The organism is Microbulbifer maximicatervae (SeqCode) (assembly GCF_052467815.1).
The window spans coordinates 404520-420634 of sequence record NZ_CP174326.1; the positions used below are offsets into that span (position 1 = coordinate 404520).

Consider the following 16115-nt stretch of genomic DNA (forward strand, 5'->3'; position numbering starts at 1 on the left):
TTGCGAACTTTACGAGCAACGCTTTTATCTAGCCATCAACAGGCAAAGCCTCTACTGCACTTACCGGAACCAGGCTTGAAATAAAATCCTCAGTGGCCACATCCCAGGAATAGGTCCTGGCATGAGTAACACAGTCCGATCGGTCCAATAATAGTGCCTTTTCTATGGCTACTTGCAGATTGCTATCCAACGCTCCAACGGGGGCATCACCAATGATATCTTTCGGACCTGTCACAGGGTAGGCGGCAACGGGCAAACCACAGGCTAAAGACTCAAGATTAACCAGACCAAAAGTGTCAGTTACCGAAGGAAATACAAAAACATCTGCAGCGCTGTAGCATTCAGTTAAGTCTTTACCCTCTTTAATTCCCAGATATACCGCCTGTGGAAACTTCCTCTTTAATTCATTGAGTTGAGGACCATCCCCCACGATAACTTTTGTTCCCGGTAACTCAAGAGATAAAAACTTATCCAGTGATTTTTCCACTGCAACACGCCCTACATTGAGCATGATAGGTCGAGTTAGGCCCTCAAAAAGTTTTGTCTCAACCGGATGGAATTTTTCTAACTCTACGCCTCTTCGCCAGCGGGTGACACGGGCAATTCCCAAGGCTCGAGCTTCCGCTGCCATACCATCTGTAGTCACCATTGTTTGCGCTGCGGAATTATGAAAGCGACGCAGGAGACCGTGTAACCACTTCAGTGGAACTTTATAGCGAATCGATACATATTCAGAGAGACGGGATAGCCAAGATGTCGTAAAACGCAAATTATTCCGCTTGCAGTAGCCACGAACAGCCCACCCCACTGGACCTTCACTCATGATATGAATAGCGTCCGGTGAAAAATCCTCAATAATTCGGGCAGCTTTCCCACCGGGAAATACTGCAATTTTCACTTCTTTATAGCCTGGCCAGGGGAAATTAGTAAAATCAGTAGCAGAAACAATTTTTACTTGGTGCCCCCGTGTTGTGAGTTCTTTTTCAGTTTTTTCCAGCACTCTGGAAACACCATTTAGTTGCTCCGGATAAGTATCCGTAGCAATCAAAATCTTCATATTTTGCACTCTTCAGCTATAGACATAAAACCTCACCTTCCACAGGCAGCCTTGATTTCATATAAACCAGGGCCATTGAAGTATGAAAAAATCACCACTTCGATACACAAGGGATTTTAGTTTGGTCACATCGATGTGAATATTTTTTGGCAATACCCTCAACTTCAGTGAGAAGATTATCATTCAGGGTTATAGGATTGAGCCCCATCTCGATAAGCTGATCATTATTTACCAATAAATCATTTTCTGCTGACTCTTTCCTGGGGTTGTCTAAGTAGGCAATTCCCACCCCTGTCTTGTTGGAGATTAAATTTGCTAGATCCCTGATACGATGCGTCTCTGTCATTTGATTCAGAATTTTGACTCTATCGCCTATCTTTGGAGGATTTTCAATAGCTAACTGAATACATTGACAGGTATCCTGAATATGAATAAATGCCCGCTTCTGGCCACCAGTGCCATGAACGGTAAGTGGGTAATTAATCGACGCTTGCATCAGGAATCGATTGAGGACTGTTCCATAATCGCCATCATAATCAAATCGATTAATCAGAGATTCATCCCTCTGTGTTTGTCGGGTCTGGGTACCCCAAACGATCCCTTGGTGTAAATCAGTGACACGTACCTGGTCGTTCTTGTTATAGAAGGCAAATAACAATTGATCCTGTGCCTTTGTCATATGATAGATAGAACCTGGATTACTAGGGTAAAGAATCTCCTGTTCACTCAAATGCCCTTCAGTCTCTACCTGAATTTTTAAATATCCTTCGGGAATAGTGAGACCAGCTGTTCCATACCCGTAGACACCCATAGTACCCAAGTGAATCAAATGTATATCCAATCCGCTTTCTACTATAGCCGCCAGGACATCATTGGTAGCATTCAAGTTATTATCAAGGGTATAACGTCTATGCCGGACAGATTTCATCGAATAGGGTGCAGCACGCTGTTCAGCAAAATGTACAATCGCGTCTGGTTTTTCCTCTTTTAAGAGATCGAGCAATCGCTCAAACTCCTGTCCGAGGTTAATATAAACATGCCTGATGGACATACCGGAAACTTCACGCCATACACGAAGCCGCTCTGACAGATGCCTGATTGGTGTCAATGAATCAACTTCAAGCTCAATATCAATTTTTCGCCGTGATAAGTTATCAACAATAATAACTTCATAACCCGCCTCTGAAAGGTGGAGAGATGTAGGCCAACCACAAAATCCATCACCTCCCAAAATCAATACTTTTCTCACCCGACCCCCTAAAATTTTTTAGGAATTAATACAATTCGAATAAACTAATATTTTTAGCAGCTTCGAATTAACCTACCTCACTCAAAAGTACCAACCGCCGTTAAACGAGGCCATACGGGCAAACTTATTCGACTTTTTGTGACAATGTCGTGACAATCCATATCACTATCCTTATTCCTTGTACGCCACAGTGAGAAAAAACGAACCACTCGTTAAAAATATCTCTCAGCAGCTTTGTAGTTGATAGTAAGTTGGGGGCTTCCTAGCCTACAGGCGCAATGATAGAACTATCTCATTGTTTCTATATTGAAATATATGGCGACAAAGATCTTTATCGCGCCATTCAAATGAATAATGCGCCAATTTTACTTTAAGCCTAAATAGATAGAGTACTCGAACGGAAACACCATTGTTTTAGACCGATCACTCTACCCCTCTGTTAGAAGGGGAAAATACGCCAATAATGTTTTCAATAAAGCTAAACTTTTTTGACAATTATACGGTTCAAATTAGTCGCCCCCCAAAGCACCTTTCTGTAAGTAAGACAGCGATCAAATACCCTTCATCTCTGTGTCTACGCTCACAAGTACATGCTGAATTTTGATCTGGTATAGCGAACTGGCCACTCACCGAAGATAAGAAGCGTTTCCATAAACCCTATCAGCAAAGGTGAAATTAAATTCCACAAACAGATGAGTTATTAGCCTACAAACCATGTGTCACCTGATGACAATACGAATTCACAATTGGGGAATTCACTCTCAATCGAAAATAATTATAAGTTTTTCAAAATACCCATTGCCTTCATTAACGTTAATAACCAGCACTTTTTCCTAAAACTAATGTCACAACCCCCAGGAATAGGGACTTCCTGTGAAGCAGGAAAGCCTGTCACCGAAAGGTAAACATGCAAATACCTACCCTTTCAAAGGAACTTATTTATCAGAACCGGCAACTAAAAAAGCCGAAAAACAAAAACATAGCCGCGTACTAGCGCGGTAGGTTATGGGCAAAATCGACACAATCGGGATCGCATTTTAGATCTTTAGGTCAGTTAATCTGAGCTTTAAAATCTGCTATCGCAATACTGTATCTCCCGTGGTCTTGACGCCTGCCATAAGTGGCAGAACAGGCACAGTTCTACCTATAAGAAGCTTGCAAGGATGCTGTTAAACCTTCACTGGATGCACTTTGCGAGATAAAAATGTTATTACCAAAATCTCTATCAATTTTTCCTTGTAGCACAACTGATAATCAGTTTTTTGGGGAATCGTGCTTAAAAGAAAAGTGGTCGAGTGTCTCCGCATCGAGTGCATTTTCGTAGAAGAACTCACCTTACGTCCGCTCAATATCAGTACCCGGAGATATAGCTGATGATACTTAAAAAACACCTGTTGCCTGTCGCTATGGCAATATCGGCTTTAACATTTAATGCCACTCCAGCGCTTGCCGACTTTGGTTCCAAGCACGATAAAAACCGAGTTCCCAAGCACGCAAGAAAAAACCAAAGACAGCAAAGGACCACTCCTTTCGATTTCAGTGAAGTCTTCGATACCGTACAGATATTGCATGCTGGAGCAATTGAAATTCACCTGGGTGGACATCTAGAGCAATCTGATCTCGAATCCATGGATACCTTGGAAGCCTATGTTCACGCTTTTGAGGAGGGCGATGAATTATTCGAGATGAATTACAACGCTCTCGACGGGGTCGGCGTAAATGTAGGCAACGGCAAAAGGTTCACCAGTTTCCCTCGACCCGACCTGAAAGGGCCAAATGCATGGGCAAATGTCTTGCCCCACCGCACGACGGGCCCCAACGGTGACTCCTGTATCAGTTGTCACAACGTACCCGTGGCCGATGGCGGTGGTGGCGTTAACGATAATGTGATTCGCATGGATCCTGAGCGCAAGCAAAGAGGATTTATCGAACGTCAGTCGCCCCACCTGTTCGGTATGGGGGCTGTTCAGTTGGTAGCAGAAGAAATGACTACCGAACTGCACACTCTGCGGGATGAGGCTATCAGTGAGAGCTGCTCATCCGGCACCGATACAACTGTCGCACTAACCGCAAAAGGCGTTAACTTTGGTGAGATCTCCGTCTCCTGTGATGAGGTCAACTACGATAGCGTTGAAGGTCTCGATACTGACCTTGTAGTCAGACCCTTTGAGTGGAAAGGCCTAACCGGATTTGTACGCGCATTCGTTCGTGGCGCGGCACACCAGGAATTGGGCATGCAGGCCACTGAACTAGTCGGTGATGCGGACAGTGACTTTGATTCGATCACTAACGAACTCAGTGTTGGTGACATCACCGCATTAACTATCTACAACGCAGCGCAACCCCGTCCGGTAACAAAAATCGAGCTTAACAGCGTAATCGACTCCCTAACGGAAGAGGAGCAGGAGACATACGGCCTACCCTTAAGCGATGAGGAAATTGCCAGTATCGAAAATGGCGAAGAGCTATTTAGCTCCATTGGCTGTGCCTCTTGCCACTCCCCCGAGATGGAAGTTGCATCGCCGGTATTCTATGAGCCCTCTCAGCACGCTAGCTACCGCGATGAAACTTATCCCGCGGGCGATATAGCCGGCCTACCCAGCCAATCCCTGCAATTTAACTTGCTCACAGAGATCATGGATAACCCTCAGGAGCTTCCTTCTGGACAAACGCTGGGGCAATTTGAGGAATCGGAAAATGGCGGGGCTATAGTCCGCCTATATGGTGACCTTAAGCGTCACGATATGGGAACAGCCATGGCCGAGGAAATTGATGAAGGCAATGTGGGAGCCTCAGTATTCCTTACAGAAAACCTCTGGGGCGTTGGCTCAACACCACCTTATTTACACGATGGACGCGCTACCACTATGACTGAGGCGATTGTCTATCACGGTGGTGAAGCTGAATCCAGCAAGGAACAGTTTGATGGGCTGAGTGACACTGAAAAGGCAGACCTGGTCAACTTCCTGGATAACCTGGTGCTCTATCTCGCGGAAGAATAAACGCAAGGTTAACTCTATTAACCTGAAGCGGGGCGGCCACAGGCTCGCCCCGCCTCTCTTTATCCCCTCCCTAATCGGGAATATTTCGCTGGTGCCATTCAGCCAGGGACTCTTCAGGGTAGCTTCCAAACATTTCGTCCCCCTCCCGTATATCTGGCTGCACCCAACTCGGAGCATAATCCAGCATCATGTGGCTACGCACTGGCGGTACTGGCAACTCAGAATCAATCGCAGAAGCGAAGGGGTGTACCAGTTCTGGCCAGCGCGGGTCCCAAATCCATAACGCACTGCCACACTTTGAACAAAAATGTCGCTGCGCCGGACTCTTCCCGCTACTTTCCCGACTTCGAATCCCAATTTCAGCCTGATAGACACTCAAAAACTCCTCGCCCTCCACTTTCAGGGTTTGGAAATCTGCCCCCAGATTAATAGCAAAGCCCCCTCCTCCAGCAGTTTTTCTGCATATTGAGCAGTAACAACGGTTGAAGGGATAAGGTTGCCGGGAGTTCAGACTGAACTTAACCGATTGGCAGTGGCAAGATCCTTTGATTTTCACAGCGCTTCCCTTAATTTTACTTTTCGTTCGGCAGATTATCAGTAGGGCAAATCTACGATTAATGCAGATTCTTATGCCACATTTAGCGGTGACTGAATTTACTAACAGAATTTCACTAAGAAAAACGAGCCAACCAGAGTCACCCTCACCAAATATACATCAATAGACAATCCTATCAGGCACGACAATTTACAGGTCCAAGAGTAATTAAGGCTGGCAGCCTATAGCAACATCGATTTATTTTTCAATTATCAACATTGACCTGTCGAAAGTTTGATTCTTTATATCAATGGTAACATTGGCACCTGCCACCTATTATAAAAGGATTCGCGACCGCAAAGATTAGGGTAGATCTAATGTCATTTTTCCTATTTAGCAGCTAGTTTAGCCGCCCATTTTTATATTCAAACTAAACTAACTAATCTTTTCCTTTCCGATGTAAATCCAGTGAAAAAAAATGTAAGACATGACAACTGGTGCGCTGCTGAATATGTCAAAGCATCAAAAATGCAGTGGCACCAAGCCATGGAAGCGATCGAACGATGCCCTTTTCAGAAGGCAAAATCGATCTTAGATGTAGGCTGTGGAGATGGTCGAATCACGCGATACATAGCAGAAAATCTAGAGCACGGTTCAGTTATTGGTGTTGATCTCACGGAGGATATGATAAAGCATGCCCGCGAAATGCATGGAGATGTCCCCAACCTTTCTTTTCAACAGATGAGTGCCGATGAATTAACTTTCAATAAAAAATTCGATATGATTTTCTCTTTTAGCTGTCTACATTGGGTAAAAAATCAAGCGAAAGTCTGGGAAGGATTCCATAAATACTTAAAAGATAATGGCGAAGTTGTTTCTGTAGTAGGATTTCAGGCAGGACATGAAAATTTTTGGGATACCGTTGATGACTTCCAGAACAGCAATGAATGGAAGCCTTACTTCACTGATTTCCATGACCCATACAATCATTTTTCACTGCAGGAAATGCGCAACTTCATTGAAAATGCGGGCTTCTACCTTTCAAGGATAGATGAAATATACAAGGTAGAATATTTCGAAACCAAAAAGAACTTGACTGATTTTTTTCTTTCCTGGGTCCCCCAATTTCGACACATCCCCAGCCCACACAGAGAAAAGTTTGCAAACCAAGTAATAGAGGAATACCTTCGCAAGATCCACATCAAAATGAAAAACAGGGCCGGAATCCGAATTAAACGGTATATTATCGAGGTTGAAAAATAACGATATTGATTTCCAGTATTAAAACAAAATACCCCCCCTACCCTTTCGACACTTGGGTTTGGGCATCTGCAACAAAGATCAAACCCACACTTAAAAAGGATAAACAATTTATTACCACGACAAAAAGCAGGTCGATAGTACCAGATCAATTAACCCAGATCTTATGCCGACACCCCACCACCTTTACTATCTACTACAGAAATATCCGGTATGTTTTTATAAATAATAGTCGCACCAATTATTAACATTATCAATTCAAGTAAGTAATGAGCACTACTTAAAGCTAAATACGCAATAGAGTCTTCAGGGAATACTGCATAGATAGACACACACAAATAAGATACAACCAAGCCGACACACAACCAGCGCTTTAAGCCCACCACTATCAACCGAGTCAACAAAAAGAATGCATAGGCAAAAGCAATAGATACCAATGTGAAGTAGGGGTAGATAACATCTATAAAGTTAGGTGCAAACCCTCCGGAAGATTCATCATAACTCAACGCCATCAAGAAAGGCTTTAAAAAGCTCAAAACATTGCTTAATACAGGCCAAGCAAGCAAACCCAAAATAAACACCCTTAGGGATTCCCTAATTACAAACATACTCTTCTTCTAAAAATTTATAATCCATAATCAAAAACCACATTAACAAATAACTTACATCGAAATTGACTACTCAATAGCAAGCAATGAAAGCCTAAAATCTAGGCATCTCATCCAAGTTAACCTGTAAGCATGAAGCAATCAAATTTCTCTTGCAGAAGTTATAACCAGTCAAAGCGCTGAACAGTCCTTCTTTGCCCAATAAACGCAAAGTAGTCTCTTCTAAGGTCAGTCCCTGTTGTTTCAACTTCTGCGCCTCTCCAGATAAATTAAGCAGATACTCATATTTTTTATTCAACTGCTGCCAGCCATCCTCTACCACACCTCTATGAGGGCAGAGGATAACGTCAAATGAATGATCCAGGGCCCCCTTTATACTTTTCATTAATGTAGGAACATCTTCATCAATACGCAGGAATTTTAAGTAGTTGGCAATAAATAAATCAGCACTAAACAGCCAACCGCGCTCAGGCAGTAAATAACAGGTCATATCCTTTGCATGCCCGGGACTAAATACTGGAACCACTTTTTCTTCACCAATGTAGACTTCCTCTGGAAGAGGTGCCACCTCCGCTTTTCCCGCAGTTCCCCAGAAAAACTTCTGCATCGGGGGAATTCGGAAGCCTTTTTTTAATATACCAATAGTCAGATCCGGGGCCACCGCCTGCACACCGGTAAGTTTCTGGATAGCGCCGGCATTGCCACTATGGTCTTCATGGTGATGAGTCAGCAATAACTGCTTTAGCGGTGCGCTTTGTATAAACGGCTTGACATACTTCCACTGATTGCTGGGACCCGTATCAATTACGGTTCCATTAAGGCGATAAACAACAAAGGTTGTATTAACACCCATATTGACTCGGCCGACGCGAATAGCATCTAAGCCTTGATAATTAAAGGTTTCACGTACTGGCATAGCTGTGCCCTTGGATAGCTAGGCGTTATTTTTAGGCGAATGCCGTATCTTGGGGAATTGTATTTCCCATGAAAATGAATGACATATCCGTTCCGAACCCTAGACAGTTACGGAGGAGACACATCCTGACTTACTGCAGAATACCGAAATTAGCTGATCGAGGGTTATTCCAGTGCCACCACTTCTATTCCGGCATCGGTATAACGCCAACGCAAATTGAATTCACACAATTGCATGCCATAAATGCGCTGTGGATCGATCTTTTGGTATGCCGGTCTTGGATCCTGGGATAACACCTGTTCAATTAAACGGGGGAGATCTGTACCCCAGTCATCGCGGTAGGCTTTGGCTTTATTCAGAACTGGCTCGGGGATAGCAACGGGAATTTGCACTGGAGCTGCGTCGGCAAATTCACTTTGCGCATGCGTTAATGCATCCGCATAGGGAACATAGGGTTTAATATCCAATACTGGCGTACCATCGACTAAATCTGCCCCAGCAACTATCAACTCTACTTTAGGAGAGGTGCGCACCTCCAAAAGACGAACTACTGACAGCCCGATATTATTGGGACGAAAAGGCGAGCGAGTGGCGAGGACACCCAGTTTCTTATTGCCGCCCAAACGGGGCGGGCGCACTTTAGCTGACCACTGCCCAGCGGCTTGGTGAAATTGGAACACTACCCAGATATGGCTATTTTGCTCCAGACCAGCAACTGCATCTGGCGTATCCAGGGGAGGTAACAACGCAATACTGGCGCGACTGGCATCCGCCAATAGTGGCTGGCGGGGCACTCCAAACTTTTCACCAAAGCAGGAATACACCCGCGCAATAGGCTCTACAACCATTTAAAATCCAAACACTTTATAAGGAAGCCTCTGAATAACTCCGTAATACCTCTGCGGGTCTTGAAGGCCCGCCCTTCGGGGCTTGCAGAGCGATTCACACTCCGCGTTGCGACTTCTTGAAAGGTCTAGACATTCCTGCGAAGCCGCGCCTTGATTGTGAGCCGCTCTGTAAGCCAGAGACATCACTGAGTTATTCCGAGGCTCCTAAACTACTTATCAATACCACCGACACACAAGTATTTTATTTCCAGGTAATCCTCAATACCGTACTTTGAGCCCTCGCGTCCCTGTCCGGATTCTTTTACACCGCCAAAGGGTGCCATTTCATTGGAAATAATACCCTCATTGATACCGACCATACCGTATTCAAGTCCCTCTGCAACACGCCAAATACGACCGATATCCCTGGAGTAAAAATAAGAAGCCAGACCAAATTCCGTATCGTTGGCCATTTTAATGACTTCCTCTTCAGAGGAGAATTTATATAGCGGAGCTACCGGACCGAAGATCTCTTCTTTGAACAAGTTCATTTGATCGGTGGCCCCACCCAATACTACGGGAGAATAAAAGCATTCCCCCATAGTACTGGGACCACCAGCAACTAGGGTTTGCGCGCCTTTTTGCAGCGCATCTTCCACCAGAGATTCCGTTTTCTTCACTGCTTTGGTGGTAATCATAGGGCCCATGTCGACACCGCTATCAAAACCACTGCCCATGGAAAGCTGGTTTACCGCAGCGGAAAATTTCTGTGCAAACTCTTCGTAAACACCTTCTTGCACGAAAATGCGATTGGCGCATACACAGGTTTGACCGGCATTGCGATATTTACAAACAATTGCGCCCTTTACGGCTTCGCCAATGTCAGCATCATCAAAAACAATAAATGGGGCATTACCCCCCAATTCCATAGAGGTTTTTTTCATGGTTGCTGCACACTGGGCTTGCAGCAATTTTCCGACAGCAGTAGAACCGGTAAAAGTAAATTTCCGCACTAAGGGATTGGCCGTCATTTCTGCGCCAATCTCCGGTGCCTTATCCCCTGCGACAATATTAAAAACACCAGGGGGAATTCCCGCTTCTTCAGCGAGAACTGCGAGTGCCAGTGCGGATAGAGGTGTTTCGGAGGCGGGCTTGGCAATAAAAGGACAGCCTGCGGCAATAGCGGGAGCCATTTTGCGTGCGATCATAGCGCTGGGGAAATTCCATGGCGTTACAGAACAGGTCACACCAATCGACTGCTTGATAACCAAGAGCCGTTTATCACTGGAAGGCGGGCTAATAACATCCCCGTAGACGCGCTTGGCTTCTTCCGCAAACCATTCGACATAATTAGCACCATACACAATTTCAGTACGGGCCTCCGTCATCGGCTTGCCTTGCTCTGCGGTCAAAATAATGGCTAGATCATCGGCGTTAGCAATTATCAGCTCATACCAGCGCCTGAGTATTTTCGCTCTTTCTTTTACCGGAGTATCGCGCCAGGCAGGCCAGGCTTTATCAGCAGCTTCTATAGCACGGCGAGTCTCATCTGCCCCCAAATTGGCGATACTGGCAACCGCCTTGCCAGTTGCCGGGTCCAACACATCGAAGGTATCGCCAGAATCAGCGTCAATCCACTGGCCATTGATATAGGACTGGTTGCGCAGCAATGCAGGATTCTTCAGCTTCAACATCGTATTCTCCTTGTGGTTTCTTCCCTGGCCCCGTCAAAAACGGGATCACTGGTACGATAGAAATCCCACAATGCCATTCCACTGTGGGTTAAGGCTGTAGAAGCTGGAGTGGTGCGCAAACCGGCAGTATCCCTTGCCGGCTTACAGGTAACCTAAGTTACCGCCTCTTATTTTTTCTTCTTTTTAACAAACTTCATCAGGCGGCGTTTCTTGGCCTTCTGGCGGTCACTCAGCTTGTTCTTTTTGTCCGCGTAGGGGTTGGCGCTGGTGCGGAACTCAATTTTTACCGGAGTACCGTGCAAATCCAGAGCCTTGCGGAAAGTCTTCTCCAGGTAGCGCACATAATGTGCCGGTACCTGCTCAGTCTGGTTACCGTGGATCACAATAACCGGCGGATTTTGTCCACCGGCGTGAGCGTAGCGCAATTTGATACGATGTCCGTGCACCAAAGGTGGTTGGTGCTCACTTACCGCCCACTCCAGAATACGAGTGAGGTGATTAGTGGACAGTTTGTCTGTAGCGCTCTGGTAAGCACCCTCAATGGACTCGTACAGATGCCCAACACCGGTGCCATGCAGTGCAGAAATAAAGTGCACATCAGCAAAGTCCACAAAGCGCAGGCGGCGCTCCAACTCGGCTTTCACATAGTCGCGATGATCCGCTTCCAGCCCATCCCATTTGTTCAGGGCAACTACCAGCGCGCGTCCCGCCTGTACTACGCTGCCCATCAGGTGCATATCCTGGTCCACCAGGCCTTCGCGGGCATCGATCACCAGAACCACTACGTTGGCATCTTCCACCGCCTGCAAGGTTTTGACGATAGAGAACTTCTCCACCGACTCCTTGATATTTTTCCGGCGGCGAATGCCCGCAGTATCGATCAGGGTGTAAGGCTTTTCGTCGCGTTCATAATTGATATAGACGCTATCGCGGGTTGTGCCGGGCTGATCGTAGACAACAACCCGGTCCTCACCCAAGAGGCGGTTAACCAGGGTGGATTTACCCACATTGGGGCGGCCCACAATGGCAATCTTGATTCCGGTCGCTTCCTCGGCTTCCTCTTCAATCTCCTGCTCGGGCAGGTCCTCGATTACCCGCTGCATCAGGGAGCGAACACCGCGTCCGTGGGTAGCAGTCGTCGGGAAAAGCTCACCAATACCCAACTCATAGAAAGGTGCCAGGGCAATATCCGGGTTTACCCCATCAACTTTGTTGGCCACCAGGAAAGTGGGCTTGGAGCGGGTGCGCAAGCGCTCGGCAATCATCTCGTCGGCTGGGGTCAGGCCGGCGCGGCTGTCCACCAAAAAGAGTACGAAGTCTGCTTCTTCAATGGCCTGCATAGATTGTTCGGCCATAGCCGCATCGATGCCTTCTTCGCCACCGGAAATACCACCGGTATCAACCAGTAACAGCTTGCGCCCGTCGATCTCCGCCTCACCGTACTTGCGATCGCGGGTAAGCCCGGCGTAGTTGGCCACCAAAGCGTCGCGAGACTTGGTCAACCGGTTAAAAAGTGTGGATTTGCCCACATTGGGGCGCCCGACCAGGGCAATTACTGGCAGCATACAAATTCTGGTTTTAGCCGAATAAAAAAATACAAAAGCCCGCGCGAGGCGGGCGATTTCAACTTGCCTGCGCAGCAGGCTCCATTTGCGGGCTCTAAGCCCTAAGGCGGACAGCCTGTCCGCCTCTCGTCAGTTGGCTGCGATTATCAGGAATCAGCGAGGCGTAGAGCTGATAACTTGCCATCATCCGACAGCACAAATATCAGATCGCCATCAACCAGAATGGGGATGCGAATCGCATCACCGTCCACCTGCTCGCGGCCAATAAATTGTCCGGAATTAGGGTCCAGCACATGCAGGTAGCCTTCCAGATCTCCCACAACGACCACGTCCTGGAAGAAAGCCGGTCCGCTCAATTCGCGGCGCAATAGTTCGTTATTACTCCACTCGATCTGGCCGCTGCCCACATTGTAGGCATAGACGCTACCGGAGGCATCACTGAGGTAGACATGGCCACCACCTACTGCCACTTCGTGGTGGGTAGAGGCATCGCGAGCCCAGAGGCCGCGGCCATTATCTTTGGACAGGGCGACAACACGGCCCTGGTAGCTGGCGGCAAACACCAAATCACCGCGCACTACTGGAGCACCGTCGATATCAACTACCCGCTCCAGCTCCGCAGAGCCCTGGGGAATAGCGACTCGCTGTTCCCAGCGCTGAATGCCATCGCGGGCGTCCAGGGCCAGCAGTTTGCCGTTATCCAGGCCGGCAATCACCATACCACCGCTAATAACAGGTGCTGCAGTACCGCGCAGGGTCAGTACTGGCAAATTGGTATTGTGGCTCCACAACTCTTCACCGCTGGTAGCGTCGAGGCCAACCAGCTTGCCATCTACGGTCTGCAGGACAACCACGCCAGCACCGATCGCTGGAGCGGCAACTACTTCGCCGGAGACCTGGTAATTCCATAGCTCAGCGCCGTTTTCGAGATCCAGAGCCACAGCGCGGCCGCGGTAGTCGGAGACTACCGCCATGCCCAGGCCAGTACCCACACCACCGCTCAGATCTACATCCAGATCTGTCTCCCAGAGCTTGCGCCCGGAGCTGCGATCAAAAGCACTGATTTCACCATCGCTGCTGGCAGCTATCAGGCGACCATCGATAAGGCTCGGCTGCAGCATCGCGTAACGCTTTTGGTCAATACCGCCAATATCGGCAGACCACACCTCTTGCAGGGCAACAGTGGAGTTAATATCCACCAGTTCGACGGGGTCGACATCTTCCTTCTCGTCATTAGAGGCACAGGCGGCCAGGGCCACCGCTAGCGCCACCGCTGCAGTGCGACCCGCAGCGCGATTCAGAAATCCCATTACTCGTCTCCCTCAGATACAGGCTCGGTTTGGTTCTGAGCGTCACTGCTCTCGGTTACCGCCAGGCTTTCAGCCTTCAGGCGCAGAAGTTGGGTGTTGCCCGCTTGCTCTGGCAGAAGCTCTGTCAGTGCTTGCTCGTACGCGGCACGCGCACCGGCGATGTCACCCTTTTGCTTCAGGATATCACCACGAGTCTCAGAATAAAGGGCCGCGAATGCCGGGGGTATGGTGCCCTCGAGCAATTTCAGGCCTTCATCGGACTCACCACGGGCCGCCAAAACAGCGGCCAGGCGGCGTTTAGCGAGCAACTCCAGGCTTGCTTCACTGGTGTTGTCGAGTACCCACTGCAGCTGCTGCTCGGCAGCTTCCAGGTCATTGCTCTCCGCTGAAATAGCCGCGAGACGCAGTGCAGCCTGGCTGGCGTAGATACGCTTGGCAAAATCATCTTTCAGCTGCTCGGCCACATTCTTGGCAGTGGTAAGCTGCTTGTTGTCCGGTTGATTGTTGTTGGCGGAGACCGCTTCAACGAAAGTCTGGTACAAGTCAGAGGCCGCTTCAGCCTTGGTGCGCTGATCTCCCTGCCACCACTGATAACCGAAGTAACCGGCCAGGGCCAGCACAATGCCAGTCACAATTCCCTTGCCATTTTCCGCCCACCAGCGCTTCAGCGTTTCTATTTGTTCTTGTTCGGTAAGATGCTCAGCCATTGGGTAATTTGCCTTTCCTGTAGATTACTAACTTTCCCGGCGGGGGCCTCCGCCTCCCTCAGTGTTTCTTTCAGCCTTGCAGCAGTGCTGCCAGCTCTTTCGGTGCCAGCGTTTGCTGCGGTTGGTCAGCGCGAAGGTACTTCACAGTTATCTGACCACTTGCAGCCTCATCTTCGCCGATAATCAGCGCATAATCGGCGCCGCTCTTATCAGCTTTCTTCATCTGGCTTTTAAAGCTTCCTCCACCACAGTGCAACTGCAGTCGCAACCAGGGCAGCTCGTCGCGCAATTGCTCGGCGGCTGTCATGGCAGCTGATTGTACATCACCAACGGCAACCAGGTAGGCATCTACCTGTTGCGAAAGGGACTCAGGCAACACTTCTAGGGTTTCCAGCATCAATACAAGACGCTCAACACCCAGGCCAAAACCCACTCCCGGAGTGGCTTTGCCACCCATCTGTTCTACCAGGCCGTCATAGCGGCCACCGGCACACACAGTGCCCTGGGCACCGAGGCTGTCGGTCACCCACTCAAATACGGTTTTTCCGTAGTAGTCGAGACCGCGCACCAACTTGGGATTGATCTCATACTTAACGCCAGCCCCGTCCAAAAGCGCCTTTAGCTGACTAAAGTGGGCGGCGGATTCCTCATCGAGGAAGTCCAGTAGACAGGGCGCATCCGCCAGCAGTTCCTGAGTTTGCGCATTTTTACTGTCGAGAATTCGCAGCGGATTGCGCTCCAGACGGCGCTGGCTGTCCTCATCCAGCTGGTCACGACGCTCACTTAAATAAGTGACCAGCGCATCCCGATAAGCAGCGCGGCTCTCAGCGTTACCCAGGGAATTGAGCTGCAGGGTCACATGCTCGCTGATACCCAGCTGACGCCACAGTCGCGCAGTCATGATCAGGATTTCTGCATCGATATCCGGCCCTTGAATGCCAAACACCTCGACACCAAACTGGTGGAACTGACGCAGGCGCCCCTTCTGTGGGCGCTCATAGCGGAACATAGGGCCGAAATACCACAGGCGCTGTGGCTGGTTCAGCAAGTTGCTCTGGATTGCTGCACGCACAGTGCCCGCTGTGCCCTCAGGGCGCAGGGTAACGCTGTCACCGCTCTTGTCATCAAAGGTGTACATTTCCTTCTCGACAATATCGGTAGCCTCGCCCACCGCACGGCAAAATAACTGGGTCGACTCCAGGTAGGGAGTGCGAATTTCGGTGTAGCCGTAGCGACTAGTAAGTTCACTCAGTGTGGCTTCCACGTACTGCCATACCGGGGACTGTTCCGGTAGCAGATCGTTCATGCCGCGAATTGCGCGAAGCTGTTTCAACGCTGTTCCTTAATTTTTCACTCAATTAATTGGGGCTTGCGCAGGGAGCTGT

Annotated in this window: 13 protein-coding genes; 2 read left to right on the forward strand and 11 right to left on the reverse strand. The window is 48.5% G+C overall.

Features of this window, described 5'->3' with window-relative positions; all coding sequences use genetic code 11:
* Positions 1-28: 28 nt before the first annotated feature.
* On the reverse strand, positions 29-1057 hold the full coding sequence (locus ACJJIW_RS01780; protein ID WP_444926865.1) for a glycosyltransferase family 4 protein: 1029 nt from the start codon (positions 1055-1057) through the stop codon (positions 29-31).
* A 91-nt stretch (positions 1058-1148) separates the two neighbouring features.
* Positions 1149-2306: an NAD-dependent epimerase/dehydratase family protein gene (locus tag ACJJIW_RS01785; RefSeq protein ID WP_444926864.1), complete on the reverse strand. Its 1158-nt coding sequence runs from the start codon at positions 2304-2306 to the stop codon at positions 1149-1151.
* Between the two features lie 1373 nt (positions 2307-3679).
* Here ACJJIW_RS01785 and ACJJIW_RS01790 point away from each other — a divergent pair.
* Entirely contained in the window at positions 3680-5308 is a 1629-nt protein-coding gene (locus ACJJIW_RS01790) for a di-heme oxidoredictase family protein (RefSeq protein WP_444936572.1), read from the forward strand.
* A 70-nt stretch (positions 5309-5378) separates the two neighbouring features.
* On the opposite strand, the gene ACJJIW_RS01795 is transcribed toward ACJJIW_RS01790, so the two are convergent.
* The gene (locus ACJJIW_RS01795; protein ID WP_444936573.1) at positions 5379-5864 is read right to left on the reverse strand and encodes a GFA family protein; all 486 of its coding nucleotides are present in this window, start codon (positions 5862-5864) and stop codon (positions 5379-5381) included.
* A 447-nt stretch (positions 5865-6311) separates the two neighbouring features.
* Here ACJJIW_RS01795 and ACJJIW_RS01800 point away from each other — a divergent pair, with 447 nt between their 5' ends.
* The gene (locus tag ACJJIW_RS01800) at positions 6312-7106 is read left to right on the forward strand and encodes a class I SAM-dependent methyltransferase (RefSeq protein WP_444936574.1); all 795 of its coding nucleotides are present in this window, start codon (positions 6312-6314) and stop codon (positions 7104-7106) included.
* A gap of 161 nt (positions 7107-7267) precedes the next feature.
* On the opposite strand, the gene ACJJIW_RS01805 is transcribed toward ACJJIW_RS01800, so the two are convergent.
* From ACJJIW_RS01805 to hisS, 8 genes are all read right to left on the reverse strand, one after another.
* A complete protein-coding gene (locus ACJJIW_RS01805; RefSeq protein WP_444936575.1) occupies positions 7268-7684 on the reverse strand; it encodes a hypothetical protein in 417 nt (138 codons plus the stop codon).
* A gap of 121 nt (positions 7685-7805) precedes the next feature.
* Entirely contained in the window at positions 7806-8627 is an 822-nt protein-coding gene (locus ACJJIW_RS01810; RefSeq protein WP_444936576.1) for an MBL fold metallo-hydrolase, read from the reverse strand.
* Between the two features lie 164 nt (positions 8628-8791).
* The gene (gene tsaA / locus ACJJIW_RS01815; protein ID WP_444936577.1) at positions 8792-9475 is read right to left on the reverse strand and encodes a tRNA (N6-threonylcarbamoyladenosine(37)-N6)-methyltransferase TrmO; all 684 of its coding nucleotides are present in this window, start codon (positions 9473-9475) and stop codon (positions 8792-8794) included.
* A gap of 209 nt (positions 9476-9684) precedes the next feature.
* Complete coding sequence (locus ACJJIW_RS01820; protein WP_444936578.1) at positions 9685-11148, reverse strand: NAD-dependent succinate-semialdehyde dehydrogenase; 1464 nt, start codon at positions 11146-11148, stop codon at positions 9685-9687.
* 167 nt (positions 11149-11315) lie between these two features.
* Entirely contained in the window at positions 11316-12713 is a 1398-nt protein-coding gene (gene der / locus ACJJIW_RS01825) for a ribosome biogenesis GTPase Der (protein WP_413664566.1), read from the reverse strand.
* 146 nt (positions 12714-12859) lie between these two features.
* Positions 12860-14023, reverse strand: coding sequence for an outer membrane protein assembly factor BamB (gene bamB / locus ACJJIW_RS01830; RefSeq protein ID WP_282934067.1), 1164 nt, complete (start codon positions 14021-14023; stop codon positions 12860-12862).
* A complete protein-coding gene (locus ACJJIW_RS01835; RefSeq protein WP_282934068.1) occupies positions 14023-14730 on the reverse strand; it encodes a YfgM family protein in 708 nt (235 codons plus the stop codon). Before ACJJIW_RS01835 ends, bamB begins: the two co-directional genes overlap by 1 nt.
* A 70-nt stretch (positions 14731-14800) precedes the next feature.
* On the reverse strand, positions 14801-16063 hold the full coding sequence (gene hisS, locus ACJJIW_RS01840) for a histidine--tRNA ligase (RefSeq protein WP_282934069.1): 1263 nt from the start codon (positions 16061-16063) through the stop codon (positions 14801-14803).
* Between the last annotated feature and the right edge of the window lie 52 nt (positions 16064-16115).

Coding starts and splice junctions, on each gene's coding strand:
- ACJJIW_RS01780 (WP_444926865.1), bottom strand. CDS start 1,057: ATGAAGATTTTGATTGCTACGGATACTTATCCGGAGCAACTAAATGGT.
- ACJJIW_RS01790 (WP_444936572.1), top strand. CDS start 3,680: ATGATACTTAAAAAACACCTGTTGCCTGTCGCTATGGCAATATCGGCT.
- ACJJIW_RS01810 (WP_444936576.1), bottom strand. CDS start 8,627: ATGCCAGTACGTGAAACCTTTAATTATCAAGGCTTAGATGCTATTCGC.
- tsaA (WP_444936577.1), bottom strand. CDS start 9,475: ATGGTTGTAGAGCCTATTGCGCGGGTGTATTCCTGCTTTGGTGAAAAG.
- ACJJIW_RS01820 (WP_444936578.1), bottom strand. CDS start 11,148: ATGTTGAAGCTGAAGAATCCTGCATTGCTGCGCAACCAGTCCTATATC.
- der (WP_413664566.1), bottom strand. CDS start 12,713: ATGCTGCCAGTAATTGCCCTGGTCGGGCGCCCCAATGTGGGCAAATCC.
- bamB (WP_282934067.1), bottom strand. CDS start 14,023: ATGGGATTTCTGAATCGCGCTGCGGGTCGCACTGCAGCGGTGGCGCTA.
- ACJJIW_RS01835 (WP_282934068.1), bottom strand. CDS start 14,730: ATGGCTGAGCATCTTACCGAACAAGAACAAATAGAAACGCTGAAGCGC.